Origin of the sequence: Salipiger bermudensis HTCC2601 (assembly GCF_000153725.1) — a bacterium.
In the GTDB taxonomy this organism is placed as follows: domain Bacteria; phylum Pseudomonadota; class Alphaproteobacteria; order Rhodobacterales; family Rhodobacteraceae; genus Salipiger; species Salipiger bermudensis.
The window spans coordinates 3,638,168-3,659,190 of record NZ_DS022276.1 but is presented as its reverse complement, the minus strand read 5'-3'; the positions used below and the strand labels follow the sequence as shown (position 1 = coordinate 3,659,190).

Here is a 21,023-nt window from a genome sequence, read left to right as displayed (position 1 = left end):
GCCCTACACCTGTCCCCCAGACCGAGACAAAGGGGAGGCGCCCATGCGGGTTGCACAGGATCTTGCGCATCTGATCGGACACACGCCGCTCATCAAGCTGCGCAAAGCCAGCGAGATGACCGGCTGCACCATTCTGGGCAAGGCGGAATTCGCCAACCCCGGCCAGTCGGTCAAGGACCGCGCGGCGCTCTACATCATCCGTGACGCGGTCGAGAAGGGCCTTCTCGAGCCCGGCGGCACCATCGTCGAGGGCACCGCCGGCAACACCGGCATCGGGCTGGCGCTGGTCGGCGCCTCGATGGGCTTCCGCACGGTGATCGTGATTCCCGAGACCCAGTCGCAGGAAAAGAAGGATATGATCCGTCTTGCCGGCGCCGAGCTCGTGCAGGTGCCCGCGGCGCCCTACAAGAATCCCAACAACTACGTGCGCTACTCGGGCCGTCTGGCCGAGGAGATGGCGCGCACAGCCGAGCATGGTGCGATCTGGGCCAACCAGTTCGACAACGTCGCCAACCGGCAGGCCCATATCGAGACCACCGGCCCCGAGATCTGGGAGCAGACCGGCGGCAAGGTCGACGGCTTCATCTGCGCCGTGGGCTCGGGCGGGACACTCGCGGGCGTGGCGCAGGCGCTGCAGCCCAAGGGCGTGAAGATCGGCCTCGCCGATCCGGCGGGCGCCGGGCTCTACAAGATCTATACCGGGCAGGAGAACCCCGGCGACTCGATCACCGAGGGCATCGGGCAGGGCCGCATCACCGCCAATCTCGAGGGCTTCACCCCCGATTTCACCTGCCGCGTCCCCGACGAGGAGGCGCTGCCGGTGGTCTATGACATGCTGGCCGAAGAAGGCCTCTGCCTTGGCGGCTCGTCGGGCGTGAACGTCGCCGGTGCGATCAAGATGGCGAAAGAGCTCGGCCCTGGCCACACCATCGTCACCGTGCTGTGCGACTTCGGCAACCGCTACCAGTCGAAGCTGTTCAACCCGGACTTCCTGAAAGGCAAGGGTCTGCCGGTGCCGTCGTGGCTTGATCGCGCGCCGGCCTCGATTCCCGGTGTCTTCGAGGACGGGTGATCCCGATGTTGCGCTGGCTTCGCGTCGCGGCGCTCTGGCTGGTCCTCGCGCTGAGCGCAGGGCTGGCCGGTGCGCAGGAAGAGGGCACCGATTACGAGAGCTGGAGCGAAGTCGCCAGCCGCGCCGAGGAGGCCGTCGCCAGCGAGCGGGCCTCGACCGAGGCCTTCGAGGAGTTGCGCAGCACCCTTGCGGGCTGGCGCGACACCTTCCTGCAGGCTGAAAGCACCAACGCGAGCCGCATCCAGACGCTGCAATCGCAGCTCGACGCGCTGGGGCCGCCACCGGCCGAGGGCGAGAGCGAGCCCGAGTCGATCGCCCTGCGGCGCAGCCAGCTCAATGACGAACTGCAACGCCTGCAGGCTCCGGCGCGACGAGCGCAGGAGGCCCATACCCAGGCCGACGGGCTGATCCGCGAGATCGACGGCATCGTGCGGACCCGGCAGGCCAATGCGCTGCTGTCTCTGGGGCCCTCGCCGCTCAACCCTGCGCTCTGGTCCGAGACGGCCGCGGCGCTGATGCAGTCGGGGCAGAGCCTGGTCGGGGAGCTGCGCGAAGGCATCCTGTCGGACGTCAAGCGCTCGGAGGCCTGGCGCAACCTGCCGGTCATCGCTCTGCTGCTGCTGCTGGCGCTGCTGCTGGTGGCGCGCGGGCCGGTCTGGGTCGACAAGTTCATCGAGTGGCTGCGCTCCACGACCCGGCGCGGCTCGGGGGTGTGGAGCTTCATCGCCTCGATCATCCGCATCATCCTGCCCTTCCTGGGGCTGGTGATGCTGGTCGCCGCCGTGCGAACCACCAGTTTCGCCGGCGTGAACCTGCAGCGCGTGCTCGAGATGATTCCGGTCTGGGGCGCGGCGCTGCTGATCGTGCGCTGGCTCGCCGATCAGAGTTTCAACCGCAACGACGACATCGCCACGCTGCCGCTGCCGCCCAAGCAGCGCGTCGAGGCGCGCTATTATGCCAACCTGCTGGCGATCCTGCTTGTGCTGCGCTCGGCCGGGGAGACCATCGGCGCCATCTTCTCTTATCCCGACGAGGTGCAGGTGGTGCTCGACTATCCTGTGCTGCTGCTCTGCGCGCTGATGCTGTGGCGGCTCGGGCATATCCTGACCACACTCAACGACGAGACGGATTCCGACGGCACCCTGCTCGAAGGCTCGACCTTCCGCTGCGCATCGCCCGCGCCATCGGGCGGATCACCATCTTCGTCGCGATCATCGCGCCGATCATGTCCGGGATCGGCTATGACGCGGTCGGTCAGGGGCTGATCTATCCGACCATCCGAACCCTCGCGGTGCTGGCCTTGGTGCTGGTGCTGCAGCGGTTCGTGAACGATCTTTACGAACTGGTCACCGGGCGCGACCCGCAGGCCTCGGACAGCCTCATCCCGGTTCTGGCAGGCTTCCTGCTGATGGTTCTGCAGCTGCCGGTGCTGGCGCTGATCTGGGGCGCTCGCGTGGCCGACCTGACCGAGCTCTGGACACGCTTCAAGGAAGGCGTTCAGATCGGCGAAACGCGGATTTCACCAAGCGATTTCCTCACCTTCGCGATCGTCTTCGCGATCGGCTACACGGTCACCCGCATGATGCAGAGCGGGTTGCGCAGCACCATTCTACCGAAGACCAGGATCGATGTCGGGGGCCAGAACGCGCTGGTCGCGGGGCTGGGGTATCTCGGCGTCTTCGTGGCGGCGCTGATCGCGGTGACGGCCGCCGGTCTCGACCTGTCCTCGCTGGCCATCGTCGCCGGTGCGCTGTCGGTCGGGATCGGTTTCGGCCTGCAGACCATCGTGTCGAACTTCGTCTCGGGCATCATCCTGCTGATTGAACGCCCGATCTCCGAAGGCGACTGGATCGAGGTCAACGGCAACCACGGCATCGTCAAGGACATCTCTGTGCGCTCGACCCGTATCGAGACCTTCGACCGCACCGACCTGATCGTCCCGAACTCGGATTTCGTCTCTGGCACGGTGACCAACTACACGCGCGGCAACATCATCGGCCGGGTGGTGATGACCGTGGGCGTGGCCTATGGCAGCGACACCCGCAAGGTTCAGGACATCCTGCTGCGCATCGTGCGCCAGCACGACCTCGTCCTGCTCAACCCGGAGCCGATGGTCACCTTCGAGGAGTTCGGTGCGGACTCGCTGAACTTCGTGATCCGCGCGATCATCCGCGATGTCGGTCAGATGCTGATCGTGACCTCCGACTTCCACCACGAGATCGCGCAGCGCTTTGCCGAAGAAGGCATCGAGATCCCGTTTGCGCAGCGCGATGTCTGGCTGCGCAACCCCGAGGTCCTGTACCCGGACCGGGGCACCTCCGCGCCGCGCGCGCCCGAGGCCGGTTCGACGGCGGAGGACAAGGTGGCGCATGACCGCGCGGCGGCGGAGCAGTCGTCCCACTCGGGCATCGTGCCCGCAGGACGCGAGGGCGATGCCGATGGCGACGGTGGCGGCGGCGAGGGCGGCGGAGAAGGCGGAGACGGCGGCCGATGACGAAGGCGCTGTTTCGCGAGGATGCCTATCTTCGCGATGCCACCGGCGTGGTGCGTGCGCACACGCAAGAAGGCGGCATCGTGCTCGATCGGACGGTGTTCTTTCCCAGGGGCGGTGGCCAGCCGGGAGACAGCGGGCGGCTCGACTGGCATGGGCGCAGCCTGAGCATCGCCACGGCGGTTCAGGGCGAGCGCGACGCGGTGATCCTCGTGCCCGCCGAGCCGCTGCCGCTGCCTGCACCCGGCACCGTCGTGAGCCAGCGCCTCGACTGGGAGCGGCGGCACCGGCACATGCGCGTGCACAGCGCGCTGCACCTGCTGTCTGTCGTGGTGCCACTGCCTGTCACCGGCGGCAATATCAGCGCCGGACACGGGCGGCTCGATTTCGCGACCCCCGATCTTCCCGACAGTCGCGAGGCGATCGAGGAGATGCTCAACGGCTTTGTCGAGCGGGATCTGGCGATCAGCGCCGACTGGGTCGAGGAGGCCGTGCTCGACGCCAACCCGGCGCTGGTCAGGACCATGACCGTGCAGCCTCCGCGCGGGCAGGGCGCGGTGCGGCTGGTGCGCATTGGCACAGGCGAGGAGCAGATCGACCTGCAGCCTTGCGGTGGCACCCACGTGGCGCGCACCGGCGAGATCGGGCGCATCCGCATCGGCAAGATCGAGAACAAGGGCCGGCAGAACCGCCGCGTCAACATTCAGCTCGACTGAGACTCGGGCTGCCGCTTCAACGAGGGTGGCGGCCCGGGCTGCGGCTCAGGCAGCTTCGGGCGCGGCCCGCCGGCGCTGCGGCAGCAGGATATAGAGCGCGAGGCTCGCCAGCACGATGGCGCCGCCTGCAAGCATCCGCGCCGTTGGCGCCTCGCCTAGCCCGATCCACACCCAGAGTGGTCCCAGCACGGTCTCGAGCAGCATCAGCAGGCTGACATTGGCGGCCTGGGTGTAGCGCGAGGCCTGCGACAGGGAGAAGAACGAGGCCGGCAGGATCAGCAGCGCGGTGACGAGGATCGCCGCGACATTGCCGTCGCCGATGCGTCCGGGCCCGGCCACGAGCAGGCCGGTGAGCCCGGCCAGCAGCGCACCGGTGCCAAGCGCAGGCAGCAGTGGCAGCTCAGGCGCGCGGCGCAGGCTGACGAAGGTGGTGGCAAGGCTCAGCGCCACGCCGAGGCCGCAGAGCGCGCCGGTGAGCGCGGCCCGGTTCAGTGCCAGATCGCCATGGCCAGAGACCGCGATGCCGATGCCCGCCAGCACGGCAACGATGGTGGCCCATGTAGCACGGCTTGTGGGTTCCCCGAGCGCCAGCCACGACAACAGCGCCGCCCAGACCGGCACCGTTGCGACCGCGAGCAGCACCACTGCCACCGGGGCGGCGGCGATGGCCATCGGGAACAGCAGTGCGTTGAAATATTGCGCCACGATCAGCACCAGCCCGGCCGGGCGCAGCAGACGATGCAACGGCGCCTCGCGCCTGGCAAGGATGAGCCATGCCAGCCAGAACATCGCGCCGACGCCAAAGCCGCGCCAGGCCAGCATCTGCCAGCCGTCGAGCCCCGAGATCCGCATGAACAGCGCGTCCGGTGTCAGCACGAGCGCGCCGAAGGCGGCGAGCGCGATACCATAGCGGGACGAGCGCGGCATGGGGGTCTCCTTCCTCTGAGCAAAACCTCTGGGCAAAAACCAACCCCGCCCGGCGGACGCCGGACGGGGCGGAACTCTGCGGGCAGAGTGGCTCAGGAATAGAGCGGCTGCAATCCCATCTGCATGTGCAGCTGGTTGACCACCAGCTCCGAAAGCCCCATCGCCTTGGCCAGCCGGTCGAGATACTCGGCCTCGGCATCGGTATCGACCCGGATCGTCATCAGCGAGGCGGCATAGACCTGCGCCTTCTGCGCCTCCGGGGTCTCGGCAGCGAGCGTTTCGGGATCGACCGGTGCCGAAAGCTGGGTCTTCACGAAGGCGAGGTCCTCGGCAGAGGCATCCTCGCCGACTGTCTCGAGGATCTTGGCTTGCTCCGCCTTGTCGATACCGCCATCAGACTTGGCCGCCTGGATCATCGCGCGCAGCATCAGCCCGGCGGCCTGCTCGGCCTCGGGCGGGGTGCCGGCAGTGCTGACCTGATCGAGCATCGCGCCCACCCCCTTGCCGCTCATCGCGGCGGCCCCGCCGGCTGCCGCGAACATTGCGGGCAGCCCGGCCCCGCCTTCACCCGAGAGCGCCGAGAGCAGCCCGCCCTTTGGGCTGCCCGCATCCGAGGGCGCAAGTCCCGCCGCGCCGAACATCGCGCCGAAGCCGCCTTCCTGCATCTTGCTCATCATCTCCTGCAGGGGATTGGCGGCGCCGGTCTCCTGGAACTTGGCCATCATCTCCTGCAACGGCGTGGCGGCATCGCCGGACCACATCTTGCCCATCTGCGCCTGTAGATCGGTGCCGGGCTCGCTGCCCTTGACCTGCGCCCCGCCACCAAGCAGCGCGCCGAGACCGGCCCCTCCGGACAGCTTGTCGACGCCGCGCGCCGCGGCATAGCCGATGGCGAGCTTCGCCAGCGTTCCCATCAGTGACATGGTTTCCTCCTCCCGGAATTGTCTCTGTTGGCCTCACCTTGGCAGAAAGCCCCCGCGGCGGGGAAGGAAAAACGCGCGCTTCCCGGGCGGCCAACCCGGGCGGGCAATTGCTTGACGCCCCGCGCGGTTCGGTGTTCAGCCGTGGCATGACACTTCGCAAGTCCATGGATCTCGCCGGCGCGGCGGGACTGATCGGGTTCTCGACGCTGCTCGCGTTCAACCAGGTCGTCGTGAAACTCACCAATGACGGCATTTCGCCGGTGCTGTCGGCCGGGCTGCGCTCGGCCATCGGCGTGCTCGTGCTGGGGCTCTGGATCGCCTGGCGCCGCCCCGGCGCGCTCTCGGGGATGGCGCAGGCCAAGGCGGGCGGGCTGCTGCTCGGGCTGCTGTTCTCGGCCGAGTTCGTGGCGCTGTTCACCGCGCTCGACTACACCACCGTGTCGCGCGGCTCGATCGTGTTCTACTCGATGCCGGTCTGGCTGGCACTGGCGGCGCATCTCTGGCTGCCGGGAGAGCGGCTGACCCGCGGCCGACTGCTTGGGCTCGTGCTGGCGATGGCAGGCGTCGGCTGGGCACTGTGGGATCCACAGAGCCGCAGCGCCGGAGACTGGCGCGGCGATGCGCTGGCGCTGATCGCGGCGCTGCTCTGGGCCGGGATCGTGCTCACCGTGCGGCTGGGGCAATCCGAGCGCCTGAGCGCCGAGGCGCAGCTGATGTGGCAGGTGGCGGTCTCGGCGCTGCTCCTGCCGCTGCTGGCGCCGCTCTTCGGCCCCGTGCTGCGGGCGCCCACGGCGCTGCACTGGGGCGGCGTGCTGTTCCAAGGCGTGGTGGTGGTGGGCGTGGGCTTCACCTTCTGGATGGGCGTGATGAAGCGCTACCGCGCCTCTGACGTGGCCGCCTTCAGCTTCCTGTCGCCGGTGCTGGCGGTCGGCATGGGCTGGCTGCTGCTGGGCGAGCCGGTGGGGCCAAACTTCCTTGGCGCGCTGGTGCTGGTGGCGGCGGGGATCGTGTTGATCAACCGCCGCTGAGCCGCGCCCTCAGGTGCCGCAGAAGGTGGCCGGAACGATCTCGTCCTCGGTCGGCGGGTGGCGCAGCTCCTCGGCCTCTGGTTGCTCCTCATAGGGGCGCGCCAGCACCGCATTCAGGTGATGGAAATAGCGGTCGTCGCCCTCGACCGCGGCGGCGATCATCTGCTCGACGCGGTGGTTGCGCGGGATGAAGGCCGGGTTGCTGCGCCGCATCAGCCCCTCCGGATCTCGCTCGTTCTGGATGCGCTCGCGCCAGCGCGCCTCCCAGCCGTCAAACGCCTCACGGTCGGTGAACTGGTCGCGCGCATCATCTTCCAGCAGCGCCCGGAAGGTGTTGGTGAAATCCGCCTGGCCCTTGTGCATCAGATCGAGCAGCTCGCCGATCAGCGCCGCATCGCCGGGCTGCGGATCGGCAAGGCCGATCTTGGCGCCAAAGCGCTTGAGCCACTCGGCGCGCAGCAGGTCTGCCATGCCATGCACGATCTCGGTGAAGACCTTCACGCCGTCATCGGCATCGGGCATCAGCGCTACCAGCGCGGTGGCGAGCTGCGCCATGTTCCAGACGATGATGTCGGGCTGGGCCGAGTAGGCGTAGCGCCCGTAGCGGTCGATCGAAGAGAACACCTGGTTGGGATCGTAGCGGTCCATGAAGGCGCAGGGGCCATAGTCGATGGTCTCGCCCGAGAGCGTGCAATTGTCGGTGTTCATCACACCGTGGATGAAGCCGAGGCTCAGCCACTGCGCCACCAGCGCGGCCTGCCGCTCGCAGACCCTAGCGAGCAACGCGTCGGGGCTTTTCACGCCGGGATAGTGGCGGGCGACGGTATAGTCGTAGAGCGTTTGCAGATCGTCATATTGTCCGCGCGACGAGAACAACTGGAACGTGCCGACACGGATATGGCTTTGTGCCACGCGGGTCAGCACGGCGCCGGGCAGGGGCCGTTCGCGCAGGATATCCTCTCCGGTCCGCACCGCCGCCAGCGCCCGGGTGGTGGGCACGCCGAGCGCGTGCATCGCCTCGCTGACCACGTATTCGCGCAGCACCGGCCCGAGCCAGGCGCGCCCGTCGCCGCGGCGCGAATAGGGCGTGGGGCCAGAGCCCTTGAGCTGGATATCGCGCCGGATGCCGCGCTGGTCGACCACTTCCCCCAGCAGGTGCGCGCGCCCGTCGCCCAGCTGCGGCGAGAAGCCTCCGAACTGGTGCCCGGCATAGATCTGCGCCAGTGGGTCGGCGCCCTCGGGCAGCACGTTGCCGGCAAAGACCGGCGCGAGGCGCGGGTCGTCGGCGCCGGTGATGCCCAGCTCGCCGGCCAGCGCCTCGTTGAAGGCGATGAGCGTCGGCTGCGCCACGGTGGCGGGCTTGAGCTTGGTGTAGAAGGCGCCGGGCAGGCGGGCGTAGCTGTTGTCGAAGGGAATGTGCAGGGTCATGGCCCAGAGATAACCGCTCGCGCGCGGAAAGAAAGACCCCATCCTCCCGCACCACCCGGCGCGCCCTTTGGGGAGGGCACAGTCCACATCTTCTCTACGTCCCAAATACTCACGGCCCCACGCCGACCAGAGGCGCTCAAATGGTCAGACGCGCTGTCCGCCCAGCCGCACCATGCTGCGCTTGCACCGGGACCGGACCGCAGCTCTCTTCTTCTCTACGTTCCAAGTACTCACGGCCCCACGCCGACCACCGGCGCCCCAATGGTCAGACGCACCGCCGGCCCAACGGCGCCAAGCCGGGCCACCGCCGGAGCCGGCGCGCAACTCCCATCTTCTCTACGTTCCAAATACTCACGGCGCAGCACCGGCCACCGGACAGACCTCCATCAAGCGCGCGCCCGCTCAAACTGTCCGCGCGAATTCGCACATAAAGAGCGCTTATATCGGCCTATCGTGCGCCGAAGGTCGCGCTATCTTATCCTCATCACCCCGAGAGGAGACACGACATGAGCTGGAACCCCGCACTCGACCCGCATTGCCCGACCGGAGACGAGGTCGACGCCATCGACACGCTGATCGTCCCGCGGGCCCGCGATCTCGGCGGCTTCGAGGTGCGCCGCGCGCTGCCTGCACCCAAGCGGCAGATGGTCGGCCCTTTCATCTTCTTCGACCAGATGGGGCCGGCGGAGTTCCTGCCGACGCGCGGTCTCGACGTGCGGCCGCATCCGCATATCGGGCTGGCAACGATCTCCTACCTGTTCCGCGGTCGGATGCATCACCGCGACAGCCTCGGCACCGATGCCTGGATCGAGCCGGGCGCGGTGAACTGGATGGTGGCGGGCCAGGGCATCACCCACTCCGAGCGTACCGATGACGAGACCCAGGTCGATCCGATGCCGTTCTTCGGCATCCAGACCTGGGTGGCGCTGCCCAAGGATCACGAGGATCGGGCGCCGCTGTTCCAGCACGCTGCCGCCGACGCGCTGCCCTATCTGGAGGGCGAGGGAAAGTCGGTCCGGCTGATCCTCGGCGATGCCTGGGGCGAGCACGCGCCGGTCGAGACGGCGTCCGAGATGTTCTATGCCGATGCGGTGCTCGAGGCCGGTGCGGCGATCCCGATGCCCGACGATCACGAGGATCGTGGCGTCTACGTGGTCGACGGGTCTGTGGAGCAGGCCGGCACCACCTTCGAGGCAGGCCAGATGATGGTGTTCCGCCCCGGTGACCGGGTGTCGCTGAGGGCAGGCCCGCGCGGCGCGCGGGTGATGCTGCTGGGCGGCGAGACACTGGAAGGGCCGCGCTATATCTGGTGGAACTTCGTCGCCTCCTCGAAGGAGCGCATCGAGGAAGCCAAGGAGGCGTGGCGCCGGGGCGACTGGGAAAACGGGCGCTTCCACCTGCCGCCGGGGGATGACGCGGAGTTCATCCCTCTGCCGTGACGGGCCGATGGCGCGGGCTCAGAAGACCCGCGTCATCGCCACGCTGCGCTCGCGCGGTTTGAACCGGGCGCGGCGGTAGAAGCCCTGAAGGCGTTCGTCGTCGCGGTCGATCTCGAGATGCAGGGCCGCGACGCCGCTGTCGCGCAGTCCGTTCGACAGTGCGTGCAGGGCCTCGCCCCCCATGCCGCGCCGACGCACGGCGGGGCGGATGTAGAGCTCGTCGACGCGGGCGTCGAGCCCGCCGAACTCGATGCTCCAGCCGAAGCTCACCACGACGTAGCCCACCGGCGACTTGCGCGGACCGATCAGCCAGATGGCGCCGTGCGGCTGGCCATCGAGGATCGGCACCAGCGCCGCCTGCACGTGCTGCGCGTCGGTGCCGTAGCCCTGCTCGGCGTGGAAGGCCGCGACCAGCGGCATGAGCCGGGCAAGATCGTCCGGGCCAGCCAGATGCAGTGATTTCATAGCCGCCCCAAGCGTTCCGTCAGAAGGGTGAAGAAGCCGTCCGCGTCGATGTCGCGGATGAAGGTGGCGTTGGGGGCGCGGTCGGTCACATCCCACCAGTCGGCCACGGTCATGCCGCGGGTGAGCTCGGACACGGTCTCGATCTCGACATTGATGAAGCGGCCCGAGAACAGGTCCCGGTTCAGCAGGTACGCGGTCACGCATGGGTCGTGCAGCGGCGCGCCGTCGGAGCCGTATTTCTCGCGGTCGAAGCGCTCGAAGAAATCCGTCATCTCGGCCACGGCCACGCCAACCTTGGTGCCGAGGGCGCGGAAGGCCTCGTTGCGCGGCGGCGTGACAAGAGCCTTGTGGGTGGCGTCGAGCGGCAGCACGGTGATCGGTACGCCCGAGCGGAACACGAGTTCGGCCGCTTCGGGATCGACATAGATGTTGAACTCGGCCGCCGGTGTGATGTTGCCGACCTCGAAATAGGCGCCGCCCATCAACACGATCTCCTTCACCCGCGCGGCGATCTCGGGGGCGCGCTGGAAGGCGGTGGCGATGTTGGTGAGCGGCCCGAGCGGGCAGAGCGTGACCGTGCCCTCGGGCTCGGCGCGCAGCGTCTCGATGATGAAGTCGACACCGTGCTGTTCCTGCAGCGGCATGGTCGGATCCGGCAGATCGGGGCCGTCGAGCCCGGTCTTTCCGTGGACATGCTCGGCGGTGACAAGATCATGCGCCAAGGGCCGGTCGCAGCCGGCGAACACCTTGATGTCGGGCCGGTCCGCCAGTTCGCAGACGATGCGCGCGTTCTTCGCGGTCAGCTCGAGCGGCACGTTTCCGGCGACGGCGGTGATGCCCAGCACCTCGAGCTCCTCCGGCGAGGCCAGCGCCAGCAGGATGGCAACCGCGTCGTCCTGCCCGGGATCGGTGTCGATGATGATTTTCTGGGGCATGCTCGTCCTCGGTTCGATTTCGCAAGACAGGTCGCACGAGGGCCTCCTGCGTTCAAGGACCAAGCGCTTTCGCAGGCAATTCGCTGCCGTGCAGAAAATTTGTCCCATCAACGTTGCTGTTACCCAATGCGGTGTTAGACTCGCAGCGCATATTGGGATAGGGAGTGAGCGCGGTTAGCGCTAACGATCAGCAATGCAAAGAATCGGAGACACACCCGAAATGGTTTCCCGCGTCATTCCCGTCGAGCCTTTTGATCTCATCATTTTCGGGGGCACCGGTGATCTTGCCCGCCGCAAGATTCTGCCGGCGCTGTTCCGGCGCTACTGCTCCGGCCAGATGCCCGAGAGCAGCCGCGTGATCGGCGCGGCGCGCTCCGAGATGGACGATGCCGCTTACCGCGATTTCATCCGCGAGGCGCTGGTCGAGTTCGGCAAGTCGCAGGCCGACAATGCCGAGGCCATCGAGGGGTTCCTCGCGCATCTGCATTATGTGCCGGTCGATGCCAAGGGCGAGGGTGGCTGGAGCGCGCTCAAGGACCTGCTGCGCGACGATGAGAACGTCGTGCGCGCCTACTACTTCTCGGTCGGGCCGAGCCTGTTCGCCGATCTTGCCGGTCAGGTGCGCAACCGTGGCCTGTCGAACCGCGACACCCGCATCGTCGTCGAGAAACCCTTCGGTCATGATCTGGAAAGCGCGCGCGCCCTGAACGAGGAGCTGGCGCAGTATTTCCACGAGGATCAGATCTACCGCATCGACCACTATCTCGGGAAAGAGACGGTGCAGAACCTGATGGCGGTGCGCTTCGGCAACATGCTGTTCGAGCCGCTGTGGAATGCCCAGTATGTCGACCACATCCAGATCACCGTGGCCGAGACCGTGGGCGTCGGCGGGCGCGGCTCCTACTATGACAAGTCGGGTGCGATGCGCGACATGGTGCAGAACCACCTGATGCAGCTTTTGTGCCTGATCGCGATGGAGCCGCCGGCGCGGTTCGAGGCGGACGCGGTGCGCGACGAGAAGCTCAAGGTGATCCGGGCGCTCGATCCCGTCGATCCCGACCAGATCGTGCGCGGGCAGTATACCTCGGACGGCGAGATGCCGTCCTACCGCGAGGATGCCGAGAACCCCACCTCCAAGACCGAGAGCTTCATCGCGCTGAAGTGCTACGTGTCGAACTGGCGGTGGGCCAACACGCCGTTCTACCTGCGCACCGGCAAGCGCCTGTCGTCGCGGGCCTCCGAGATCGCGGTGGTCTTCAAGGAGACGCCGCACTCGATCTTCGGCATCGATAGCGGCCGCCATCGCAACGTGCTGTCGATCCGCCTGCAGCCCAACGAGGGCATGACGCTGGGCGTCACCATCAAGGAGCCGGGGCCGGGCGGCATGCGGCTTGTCGACGTGCCGCTCGACATGTCCTTCGCCGAGGCTTTGGGGCCGGAGGCCGAGGAGGTCACCGATGCCTACGAGCGGCTGATCATGGACGTGATCCGCGGCAACCAGACGCTGTTCATGCGCGGCGACGAGGTCGAGGCCGCCTGGTCCTGGACCGATCCGCTGATCGAGGGCTGGGAGCGCCGTGGCGACTCGCCCAAGCCCTATGACGCCGGCAGCGCAGGGCCGGATGATGCCGCCTTCCTCATCAATCGCGACGGGCGCCGCTGGCGCGGGATCAAGTCATGACCTACGAATTCAAGGAATACCCAGACCGCGAGATGCTGGCGATGGACCTCGCCAACCAGATCGCCGGAGAGCTGCGTGCCGCGCTGAGCCATCAAGAACGCGCCGCGCTGGCGGTTCCCGGCGGCACCTCGCCGGGGCCGGTCTTCGACGCGCTCTGCGCCGCCGATCTCGACTGGGCGCGGGTCGACGTGATGCTGACCGACGAGCGCTGGGTGCCGGAAAGCTCCGAGCGCTCCAACACCCGGCTTCTGCGCGAGCGGTTGCTGACCAACCGCGCGAGCGCCGCGCGCCTGCTGCCACTCTATGCCGAGGCCGACACCCCCGAAGAGCGGCTGGCCGGGCTGGCGGACGACATCGCGCCGGCGCTGCCGCTGGCGGTGGTGCTGCTGGGCATGGGCGCCGACATGCACACCGCCTCGATCTTTCCCGAGGCAGACAAGCTGGAGGAAGCACTGTCGAACGATGCGCCGATCCTGCTGCCGATGCGGGCGCCGGGCGCGCCCGAGCCGCGCATCACGCTGAGCGCGCATGTGCTCGACGGTGCGCTCAAGAAGCATATCGTGATCTATGGTGCCGAGAAGCGCGAAGTGCTTGAAAAGGCGCGCGGTCTGGCGCCGCTCGAGGCGCCGATCAATGCCGTGCTCGACGAGGCCGTCGTGCACTGGGCCGAATAGATTTCTGCCGATTAGAACAGAGTGAGATTTGACATGTGGGATGACCTCAAGAGCCTCGCCGCGACACGCGACGGGACCCGTATCGATGCGCTGTTCGCGCAGGACGCCGCGCGCGCCGAGACCTTTTCGGTGCGCCATGACGGGATGCTGTTCGATTACTCCAAGACCTTGATCGACGCCGATATCCGCGCCGCGCTGATCGCGGTGGCCGAGGGCGCGGGGCTGGCCGAGCGCCGCGATGCCATGTTCTCGGGCGCCAAGATCAACGAGACCGAGGGCCGCGCCGTGCTGCACACCGCGCTGCGCAATCTCGACGGCGCTCCGGTTGAGGTCGATGGCGCCGACGTGATGCCCGAGGTGCTGGACACGCTGTCGCGCATGGAGGCGCTGGCCGACGAGATCCGCAGCTCCGAGATCACCGACGTGGTCAATATCGGCATCGGCGGATCGGATCTCGGCCCCAAGATGGGTTATATCGCGCTGTCGCCATATGCCGACGGGCCGCGCTGCCATTTCGTCTCGAACGTCGATGGCGCCGACATTGCGGACACGCTCAAACTCTGCAAGCCCGAAACCACGCTGTTCGTCATCGCTTCGAAGACCTTCACCACCATCGAGACCATGACCAACGCCAAGAGCGCCTGGGCCTGGCTCGAAGAGAAGGGCGTTTCGACAGAGGGGAAATTCGTGGCGCTGTCCTCGAACAAGGCGGCTGCTGGCGAATGGGGCATCCCCGAAGCCCGGGTCTTCGGCTTCGAGGACTGGGTCGGCGGGCGCTATTCGATGTGGGGGCCGATCGGCCTGTCGCTGATGATCGGCGTCGGCCCCGCGAATTTCCGCGCCTTTCTGAAGGGTGGCATGGAGATGGACACCCATTTCCGCACCGCGCCGCTCGAGCAGAACATGCCGGTGATGCTGGCGCTGGTGGGCATGTGGCACAACCAGGTGCTGGGTCAAGCCACCCGCGCGGTGCTCCCCTATGACAACCGGCTGAGCCGGCTGCCGGCCTATCTCCAGCAGCTCGAGATGGAGAGCAACGGCAAGGGCGTGAGCATGGACGGCGCCAATCTGGCCTGCAATTCCGGCCCGGTGGTCTGGGGCGAGCCCGGCACCAACGGCCAGCACGCCTTCTACCAGTTGATCCATCAGGGCACCCGGGTGGTGCCGTGCGAGTTCATGGTGGCGGCGCAGGGCCACGAGCCCGAGCTCGCGCATCACCATTCGCTGCTGATCGCCAACTGCCTCGCTCAGTCCGAGGCGCTGATGCGCGGCCGCGATCTCGACGAGGCGCGTGGCAAGGTGGCCGGCAAGTTCGGGGGTGACGAGCTCGAGCGGCAGGCGCGGCACCGGGTGTTCCCGGGCAACCGTCCATCGACCACGCTGGTCTATCCCAAGCTCGATCCCGAGACGCTGGGCCGCATCGTGGCGCTCTACGAGCATCGCGTCTTTGTCGAGGGTGTGATCCTGAACATCAACTCGTTCGACCAGTGGGGCGTCGAGCTCGGCAAGGAGCTTGCAACCGCGCTCGGGCCGATGGTCACGGGAGAGCAGGCGGCAGACGGGAAGGATGGCTCGACGCGTCAGTTGCTCGCATTCGTTCACAAGAATGCGAGATAAAGTTCCGTAAAAAACATGTTATTGGCGGATGTTTGCCCGGGTGGAACGACCCGGGCAACTGCGTGTTGTGAGGTCAGACGTCGCGACGCAGCGACGACCACACACACGGAGGAAACACCATGAAACGTCTTACGATGACCGTCGCAGCCATTGCCCTCAGCGCTGGTGGTGCCATTGCACAGACTGCCACCGATGAGAACAACATGGAGCAGGCCGAGACCAACATGGAGCAGGCCGGCGAGAACATCGAACAGGCAGCCGAGAACACCGGTGAGGCCATCGAGAACAGCGCCGAGAATGCCGGTCAGGAGATCGAGCAGGCCACGGACGAAGCTGGTCAAGAGATCGAGCAGGCCACCGACGAAGCCGGTCAGGAGATCCAGAACGCTGCCAACGAAGCCAACCAGGAGCTTGACCAGGCAGCCGCCGAGACCGGCCAGACCATGGAAGAGATCTTCGGCATGGACGAAGATGGTCTGATCCGCAGCCGCGACATCACCGGTGGCGCCGTCTACGCGGTCAACGAAGATGCCGCGATGGGTGAAGCCGAGGTTGCCGAAGGTGACGCGACCATGGAAACCGAGGGTGAAACCGAGATGGCCGGCACCGATGCCGACGCCGAGATGAACGCCGAGACCGACATGGCGTCGAACGGCGGCATGGGCTCGTACACCGAGATCGGTGACAACTGGCAGAACGTCGGCGAGATCGAAGACATCGTCTTCACCGCCGATGGCAAGATCGAAGGCATCGTTGCCGAAGTGGGTGGTTTCCTCGACATCGGTGACAAGCACGTGCACATCTCGCTGAGCGACGTGCAGCTGATGCCGATCGACGATGGCTCCTATGCCCTGGTGACCAACTACACCAAGGACCAGCTGATGGAGATGCCCGACGTTGACGAGTCGGCAATGAACTAAGTCGCGTCTCTCGCACAGCATTCCAAGGCCGGGGTTTTCGCCCCGGCCTTTTTCTGTGTCCGCAGTCAGGAAAGGCGGTCAGGGAATATCGACGCCCGGCGCGGCGAGCTCGAAACCCTCGAAGCGGAATCCGGGCGAGACGGTGCAGCTCACCAGCGTCCAGTCCCCGTGGCTTCGCGCCGCCTGCCAGTGCTGCGCTGGCACGATGATCTGCGGCCGCTCCTGCCCGAGCAGATCCGGGCCGAGCCGGTGATCCAAGCGCGGGCCCGTGTCATTGGCAGAGATCGACAACTCCAGCGGCGCCCCGGCGTGCCAGAGCCAGATTTCATCGGCATCGACGCGGTGCCAATGGCTGCGCTCTCCGGCCTTCAGCAGGAAATAGATGCAGGTCCCCGAAGGCCGCGCGCCGGGCGCGGTCTCGGCCACCCAGGTCTGGCGGTAGTGGCCGCCCTCTGGATGCGGCTCGAGCCTCAGCAGGGCGATGATGTCCTCGGCGGTGGGGGTGGCGGTCATGCGGGCTCCGTGCGCTGCGGTCATCTCTCGTTCACCCGGATCTGGCCGGATGTGACGGGAGGGAACCAGCCTTCGCGGCGAAAGGGAACCCTCCCGGTTCCGTTGCCCAGAAAAGGAGGCCCGCCATGACCGTGACCCCCCGCATCCGCCAGATGGCCGACGAGATCGTCCAGCGAGAGGGCGGCTACGTCAACGACCCCGACGATCCCGGGGGCGCCACGAAATTCGGTGTGACCATCCACACGCTCAGACGGCTGGGGATGGATCTTGACCGCGATGGCGATGTCGATGCGGCCGACGTGCGGTTGCTGAACCGCGAGCAGGCGGTAGAGATCTTTCTGAAGCACTATTTCCATCGCCCGCGAATTGCCGAACTGCCCCAGGCGCTGCAGGCCTCGGTCTTCGACATGTACGTGAATGCCGGCGCCAACGCGGTGAAGATCCTGCAGCGGCTGCTCTGCGAAATGGGGCAGGGCGTGACGGTGGACGGTGTGCTCGGCCCGCGCAGCCTCGCCGCCTGCGCCCGCGCCGCTGAGGCGGCGCCGGAGCACATCGCCGACGCCTACGGCATCGCGCGGCGGAACTACTACTTCGCGCTGGCCGATGCCCGCCCGGCGAGCCGCAAATACGCCCGTTCCCGCGCGGGAGGCAAAGGCGGCTGGATCCGCCGCGCCGAGGAGTTCATCGCGCCGCGCTACCACATGACGGAGGCCGAGTTCCGCGCCCGGGTGGCCTCATGGGGCTGATCGACCGCGCGATGGGGGTGCTCTTCGGCTCGGGGCGCAACGTGGTGGCCGAGACCGCCGAGGTCTTCCGGGTCAATGCCGAGGCGCGGGATGCGCGCGAGGCGGGGCTGCGCGGGGAGGCTCTGGCGCAGTTCGGCGCGGAGTTCGCCAAGGCGCGCCGCTCTCGCTTCGACCGGCTGATGGACGGGCTCAACCGCCTGCCGCGCCCGGCGCTGGCGCTTGGCACGCTGGGGCTGTTCATCAGCGCGATGTGGGATCCCGAGTGGTTCGGCGCGCGGATGCAGGGGCTGTCGCTGGTGCCCGAGCCGATGTGGTGGCTGCTGACCGCCATCGTGGGGTTCTATTTCGGCGCGCGGCACCAGACCAAGGGGCAGGAGTTCCGCCGCGAGATCGCAGCGGTGGTCGCGGCGGCGCCGGCGGTGCGGACGGTCGCGCCTGTCGAGCGCGACGCTGGTGAAAATCCGGCGCTGTCGGACTGGCGGGAGAGCACGGAGCGGTGAAATCGTGCTGATCTCGGCGTGAGCATCGTTTGAGCGTTGGCCGCGCGGAACCGAGGCCGGAGGCCGCCGCACATCGGTCATGCTGAAAGCATGCCTCCGGCATGACCCGCTCCCCCCAGACCGGCGATTTGTCCACGACTGCGCCGAGCTGAGAGATGCTTCGGGCTTGGCCCGGATACCTCAAGGGATCCAACCCTCGGATCGCCAATCCGCTGACCGACGATGCGCGGCGCGTCCCGGTCTTTCGGCGCATCTCTTGGACGATGCCACGTTTCGATACGTCTTGCGTCCTCAAGAGCACGTCAAGTCAGTCCCGGCGGTAGTCCGGTCCGGGCCCTTGGTCCCTCCCGACATGCGATTGCGACAATGTGAACGCCGGTCAAAAGGGATTTTCGTTGGCCGGTCGGGCGCCCTTTCGTATACACGGGGCATCATGATTACCGAGCTCGGACACTTCGCCCTCATCCTCGCCGCTCTCGTCGCCTGTGTTCAGGCGGTGGTTCCCATGATCGGCGCCCATAAACGCTGGCCCGGCTGGATGGCCGTCGCCGAACCCGCCGCGACAGCCCAGTTCCTGCTGGTGCTGATCAGCTTCGCGGCGCTGACCCACGCCTTCGTCACCTCCGACTTCTCGCTGCGCCTCGTGGTGATGAACAGCCATTCGGCCAAGCCGATGCTCTACAAGATCAGTGGCGTCTGGGGGAACCACGAGGGCTCGATGCTGCTCTGGGTGCTGATCCTCGCGCTGTTCGGCGCGCTGGCGGCCTGGTTCGGGGGCAACCTGCCGCCGACGCTGCGGGCCCGCGTGCTGGGCGTGCAGGCGATGGTCGGCGTCGCCTTCTTCGCCTTCATCCTGCTGACCTCGAACCCGTTCCTGCGCATGGCGGTGCCGCCCTTCGACGGTCAGGACCTCAACCCGCTGCTGCAAGACCCCGGGCTCGCCTTCCACCCGCCGTTTCTCTACCTCGGCTATGTCGGCCTCTCGATCTGCTTCAGCTTCGCCGTTGCGGCGCTGATCGAGGGCAGGGTCGACGCCGCCTGGGGCCGCTGGGTGCGGCCCTGGACGCTGCTGAGCTGGATGTTCCTCACCATCGGCATCGCGCTTGGCTCGTGGTGGGCCTATTACGAGCTGGGCTGGGGCGGTTTCTGGTTCTGGGACCCGGTCGAGAACGCTTCCTTCATGCCGTGGCTGCTGGCCGCCGCGCTGCTGCACAGCGCCATCGTGGTCGAGAAACGCGAGGCGCTGAAAAGCTGGACCATCCTGCTCGCCATCCTCGCCTTCGGCTTCTCGCTCATGGGCACCTTCATCGTGCGCTCGGGCCTGCTGACCTCGGTGCACGCCTTCGCCACCGATCCCGAGCGCGGCGTGTTCATTCTCGGCATCCTGGTGACCTTCACCGGCGGCGCGCTGACGCTCTTCGCTGCCCGCGCCGGGGCGATGCAGGCCAAGGGCGTGTTCGGCATCGTCAGCCGTGAATCCGCGCTGGTGGCCAACAACATCCTGCTCGCCGTGGCTTGCTTCGTGGTCTTCGTCGGCACGCTCTGGCCGCTGGTGGCCGAGATGCTGTTCGGCCGGAAGCTCTCGGTCGGCGCGCCGTTCTTCAACATGGCCTTCACACCCTTCATGGTGATGCTGGGCCTGCTGCTGCCCATCGGCGCCATGCTGAGCTGGAAGCGCGCCAAGGTCGACCGGGTCCTGCGCCAGTTGGCGCCGGCCCTCGGTCTCGCCATTGCCGTCGCCGGCCTGTTCTGGACCATCCAGACCGGGCGCAGCCTGCTCGGGCCCGTGGGCCTGTTCCTCGGCACCTGGCTGGTGGCCGGCGCGATCACCGACCTGCTCAGCCGGATCGGCAAGAGCCGCGACTACTCCCGCCTGCTGCGCCTGCCGCGCGCCGACTGGGGCAAGGCCGTGGCCCATGCCGGGCTCGGCATCACCATGGCCGGCATCGCCGGGCTGATGGCCTGGCAACAGGAGGACATCCGCGTGGCCGAGCTCAACCAGCCCTTCGAGCTTGGCAACTACGAGTTCGAACTGCTGGGCGTCGAACGGGTGCGCGGGCCCAATTACTTCTCCACCATGGGCGAGGTTGCGGTGCGTCAGGACGGGGCCGAGATCGCGCATCTCTACCCGGAAAAGCGCGACTACCCGGTCGCCAAGATGCCCACCACCGAGGCCGCCATCGACTACCGCTTCCTGCGCGACATCTACGTGGTGATCGGCGATCCTCAGACCGGCGGGGGCTGGACCATGCGGGTCTATATCAAGCCGCTGGCGAACTGGATCTGGGCCGGCTGCATTCTGATGGCGATCGGCGGCATCCTGAGCCTCACCGACCGGCGCTTCCGCGTCGCTGCCGGCGCGCGCAAGGGCGCCCCCGCCAAGGGAGTGCCCGCGGAATGATGCGCTCGCTGTTTGCCTTGGCCTTCGTGCTGATCGCCACCGTCGCGCAGGCGGTGCAGCCCGACGAGATCCTCGACGACCCGGCGCTCGAAGCGCGGGCCCGCGAGATCTCGCAGGGGCTGCGCTGTCTGGTCTGCCAGAACGAGAATATCGACGATTCCAACGCCTCGCTCGCGCGCGACCTGCGCCTGCTGGTCCGCGAACGGCTGCTCGAGGGCGACAGCAACGAGGAGACGGTCGACTATATCGTCGATCGCTACGGCGAATACGTGCTGCTCAAGCCCACCACCGGCGGCTGGAACTGGCTGCTCTGGGCGGCAGGGCCGCTGCTCTTCGTCTTCGCGTTGCTCACTGGCGCGGTCTACATCCGCGGCCGTTCACGCGCCGCGGCGCCGGCCGAGGCGGGGCTCAGCGAGGATGAAAAGGCGCGGCTCGAGCAGATCCTGCGCGACTGATCCGAAAGCGTGCAGCGCGGCGTCGATGTGACGCCGCGTTTGCCTTTGCCAAGCGCGTCGGCTGCCTGTCTTATGGCGCCCGAAGCAGAGAG

20 protein-coding genes are annotated in these 21,023 nt (G+C 67.4%); 14 read left to right on the top strand and 6 right to left on the bottom strand.

What is annotated here, in order from left to right; genetic code table 11:
• The first annotated feature begins 43 nt into the window (after positions 1-43).
• From R2601_RS17290 to R2601_RS17280, 4 genes are read left to right on the top strand one after another with little or no spacing between them, the layout of a single operon-like run.
• Positions 44-1,072: a cysteine synthase A gene (locus R2601_RS17290; RefSeq protein WP_007800634.1), complete on the top strand. Its 1,029-nt coding sequence runs from the start codon at positions 44-46 to the stop codon at positions 1,070-1,072.
• A gap of 5 nt (positions 1,073-1,077) precedes the next feature.
• Positions 1,078-2,337, top strand: coding sequence for a DUF3772 domain-containing protein (locus R2601_RS27400; RefSeq protein WP_007800632.1), 1,260 nt, complete (start codon positions 1,078-1,080; stop codon positions 2,335-2,337).
• On the top strand, positions 2,298-3,566 hold the full coding sequence (locus R2601_RS27395; RefSeq protein WP_007800630.1) for a mechanosensitive ion channel family protein: 1,269 nt from the start codon (positions 2,298-2,300) through the stop codon (positions 3,564-3,566). The genes R2601_RS27400 and R2601_RS27395 overlap by 40 nt, the downstream gene beginning before the upstream one ends.
• Positions 3,563-4,279 carry an alanyl-tRNA editing protein gene (locus R2601_RS17280; protein WP_007800628.1) on the top strand — a complete coding sequence of 239 codons (717 nt, stop codon included), beginning with the start codon at positions 3,563-3,565 and terminating at the stop codon, positions 4,277-4,279. The genes R2601_RS27395 and R2601_RS17280 overlap by 4 nt, the downstream gene beginning before the upstream one ends.
• Before the next feature lie 45 nt (positions 4,280-4,324).
• Here the strand turns inward: R2601_RS17280 and R2601_RS17275 are convergent, their stop codons facing one another.
• Together R2601_RS17275 and R2601_RS17270 are read right to left on the bottom strand one after the other, a co-directional pair.
• The gene (locus R2601_RS17275) at positions 4,325-5,206 is read right to left on the bottom strand and encodes a DMT family transporter (protein ID WP_007800627.1); all 882 of its coding nucleotides are present in this window, start codon (positions 5,204-5,206) and stop codon (positions 4,325-4,327) included.
• 92 nt (positions 5,207-5,298) lie between these two features.
• Positions 5,299-6,129, bottom strand: coding sequence for a tellurite resistance TerB family protein (locus R2601_RS17270; protein WP_007800625.1), 831 nt, complete (start codon positions 6,127-6,129; stop codon positions 5,299-5,301).
• 146 nt (positions 6,130-6,275) lie between these two features.
• Here R2601_RS17270 and R2601_RS17265 point away from each other — a divergent pair, with 146 nt between their 5' ends.
• A complete protein-coding gene (locus tag R2601_RS17265; RefSeq protein WP_040545475.1) occupies positions 6,276-7,157 on the top strand; it encodes a DMT family transporter in 882 nt (293 codons plus the stop codon).
• Between the two features lie 9 nt (positions 7,158-7,166).
• On the opposite strand, the gene R2601_RS17260 is transcribed toward R2601_RS17265, so the two are convergent.
• Complete coding sequence (locus R2601_RS17260; RefSeq protein WP_040545474.1) at positions 7,167-8,585, bottom strand: protein adenylyltransferase SelO; 1,419 nt, start codon at positions 8,583-8,585, stop codon at positions 7,167-7,169.
• Positions 8,586-9,091: 506 nt separating this feature from the next.
• On the opposite strand from R2601_RS17260, the gene R2601_RS17255 reads away from it, so the two are divergent.
• On the top strand, positions 9,092-10,024 hold the full coding sequence (locus R2601_RS17255) for a pirin family protein (RefSeq protein WP_007800620.1): 933 nt from the start codon (positions 9,092-9,094) through the stop codon (positions 10,022-10,024).
• A gap of 18 nt (positions 10,025-10,042) precedes the next feature.
• Here the strand turns inward: R2601_RS17255 and R2601_RS17250 are convergent, their stop codons facing one another.
• Entirely contained in the window at positions 10,043-10,489 is a 447-nt protein-coding gene (locus R2601_RS17250) for a GNAT family N-acetyltransferase (protein ID WP_007800618.1), read from the bottom strand.
• Positions 10,486-11,424, bottom strand: a complete 939-nt coding sequence (locus R2601_RS17245) for a nucleoside hydrolase (protein WP_007800616.1) — start codon at positions 11,422-11,424, stop codon at positions 10,486-10,488. Before R2601_RS17245 ends, R2601_RS17250 begins: the two co-directional genes overlap by 4 nt.
• A gap of 220 nt (positions 11,425-11,644) precedes the next feature.
• Between R2601_RS17245 and zwf the strand changes: the two genes are divergently transcribed.
• From zwf to R2601_RS17225, 4 genes are all read left to right on the top strand, one after another.
• Positions 11,645-13,105: a glucose-6-phosphate dehydrogenase gene (zwf, locus tag R2601_RS17240; protein WP_007800614.1), complete on the top strand. Its 1,461-nt coding sequence runs from the start codon at positions 11,645-11,647 to the stop codon at positions 13,103-13,105.
• The gene (gene pgl / locus R2601_RS17235; RefSeq protein ID WP_007800612.1) at positions 13,102-13,779 is read left to right on the top strand and encodes a 6-phosphogluconolactonase; all 678 of its coding nucleotides are present in this window, start codon (positions 13,102-13,104) and stop codon (positions 13,777-13,779) included. The genes zwf and pgl overlap by 4 nt, the downstream gene beginning before the upstream one ends.
• Before the next feature lie 33 nt (positions 13,780-13,812).
• Positions 13,813-15,396, top strand: coding sequence for a glucose-6-phosphate isomerase (gene pgi / locus R2601_RS17230; RefSeq protein ID WP_007800610.1), 1,584 nt, complete (start codon positions 13,813-13,815; stop codon positions 15,394-15,396).
• 119 nt (positions 15,397-15,515) lie between these two features.
• Positions 15,516-16,316: a PRC-barrel domain-containing protein gene (locus R2601_RS17225; RefSeq protein WP_040544865.1), complete on the top strand. Its 801-nt coding sequence runs from the start codon at positions 15,516-15,518 to the stop codon at positions 16,314-16,316.
• A gap of 78 nt (positions 16,317-16,394) precedes the next feature.
• Here R2601_RS17225 and R2601_RS17220 read toward each other — a convergent pair whose 3' ends face one another.
• Positions 16,395-16,829, bottom strand: a complete 435-nt coding sequence (locus tag R2601_RS17220) for a cupin domain-containing protein (protein WP_007800606.1) — start codon at positions 16,827-16,829, stop codon at positions 16,395-16,397.
• Between the two features lie 125 nt (positions 16,830-16,954).
• Here R2601_RS17220 and R2601_RS17215 point away from each other — a divergent pair, with 125 nt between their 5' ends.
• The 4 genes from R2601_RS17215 (at position 16,955) to R2601_RS17200 (ending at position 20,931) form a co-directional block, all read left to right on the top strand.
• Positions 16,955-17,575, top strand: coding sequence for a holin-associated N-acetylmuramidase (locus R2601_RS17215; RefSeq protein ID WP_007800604.1), 621 nt, complete (start codon positions 16,955-16,957; stop codon positions 17,573-17,575).
• On the top strand, positions 17,566-18,075 hold the full coding sequence (locus R2601_RS17210; protein WP_007800603.1) for a holin family protein: 510 nt from the start codon (positions 17,566-17,568) through the stop codon (positions 18,073-18,075). The genes R2601_RS17215 and R2601_RS17210 overlap by 10 nt, the downstream gene beginning before the upstream one ends.
• Before the next feature lie 433 nt (positions 18,076-18,508).
• Positions 18,509-20,476 (top strand): heme lyase CcmF/NrfE family subunit, encoded by a 1,968-nt coding sequence (locus R2601_RS17205; RefSeq protein WP_007800601.1) that lies wholly within the window; start codon positions 18,509-18,511, stop codon positions 20,474-20,476.
• Positions 20,473-20,931: a cytochrome c-type biogenesis protein gene (locus R2601_RS17200; protein WP_007800599.1), complete on the top strand. Its 459-nt coding sequence runs from the start codon at positions 20,473-20,475 to the stop codon at positions 20,929-20,931. Before R2601_RS17205 ends, R2601_RS17200 begins: the two co-directional genes overlap by 4 nt.
• Positions 20,932-21,023: the final 92 nt, after the last annotated feature.

Coding starts and splice junctions, on each gene's coding strand:
- R2601_RS17220 (WP_007800606.1), bottom strand. CDS start 16,829: ATGACCGCCACCCCCACCGCCGAGGACATCATCGCCCTGCTGAGGCTC.
- pgl (WP_007800612.1), top strand. CDS start 13,102: ATGACCTACGAATTCAAGGAATACCCAGACCGCGAGATGCTGGCGATG.
- R2601_RS17260 (WP_040545474.1), bottom strand. CDS start 8,585: ATGACCCTGCACATTCCCTTCGACAACAGCTACGCCCGCCTGCCCGGC.
- R2601_RS17290 (WP_007800634.1), top strand. CDS start 44: ATGCGGGTTGCACAGGATCTTGCGCATCTGATCGGACACACGCCGCTC.
- pgi (WP_007800610.1), top strand. CDS start 13,813: ATGTGGGATGACCTCAAGAGCCTCGCCGCGACACGCGACGGGACCCGT.
- R2601_RS17265 (WP_040545475.1), top strand. CDS start 6,276: ATGACACTTCGCAAGTCCATGGATCTCGCCGGCGCGGCGGGACTGATC.
- R2601_RS17280 (WP_007800628.1), top strand. CDS start 3,563: ATGACGAAGGCGCTGTTTCGCGAGGATGCCTATCTTCGCGATGCCACC.
- R2601_RS27400 (WP_007800632.1), top strand. CDS start 1,078: ATGTTGCGCTGGCTTCGCGTCGCGGCGCTCTGGCTGGTCCTCGCGCTG.
- R2601_RS17210 (WP_007800603.1), top strand. CDS start 17,566: ATGGGGCTGATCGACCGCGCGATGGGGGTGCTCTTCGGCTCGGGGCGC.
- R2601_RS27395 (WP_007800630.1), top strand. CDS start 2,298: ATGTCCGGGATCGGCTATGACGCGGTCGGTCAGGGGCTGATCTATCCG.
- R2601_RS17255 (WP_007800620.1), top strand. CDS start 9,092: ATGAGCTGGAACCCCGCACTCGACCCGCATTGCCCGACCGGAGACGAG.
- R2601_RS17225 (WP_040544865.1), top strand. CDS start 15,516: ATGAAACGTCTTACGATGACCGTCGCAGCCATTGCCCTCAGCGCTGGT.
- R2601_RS17215 (WP_007800604.1), top strand. CDS start 16,955: ATGACCGTGACCCCCCGCATCCGCCAGATGGCCGACGAGATCGTCCAG.
- R2601_RS17250 (WP_007800618.1), bottom strand. CDS start 10,489: ATGAAATCACTGCATCTGGCTGGCCCGGACGATCTTGCCCGGCTCATG.
- R2601_RS17200 (WP_007800599.1), top strand. CDS start 20,473: ATGATGCGCTCGCTGTTTGCCTTGGCCTTCGTGCTGATCGCCACCGTC.
- zwf (WP_007800614.1), top strand. CDS start 11,645: ATGGTTTCCCGCGTCATTCCCGTCGAGCCTTTTGATCTCATCATTTTC.
- R2601_RS17270 (WP_007800625.1), bottom strand. CDS start 6,129: ATGTCACTGATGGGAACGCTGGCGAAGCTCGCCATCGGCTATGCCGCG.
- R2601_RS17275 (WP_007800627.1), bottom strand. CDS start 5,206: ATGCCGCGCTCGTCCCGCTATGGTATCGCGCTCGCCGCCTTCGGCGCG.
- R2601_RS17205 (WP_007800601.1), top strand. CDS start 18,509: ATGATTACCGAGCTCGGACACTTCGCCCTCATCCTCGCCGCTCTCGTC.
- R2601_RS17245 (WP_007800616.1), bottom strand. CDS start 11,424: ATGCCCCAGAAAATCATCATCGACACCGATCCCGGGCAGGACGACGCG.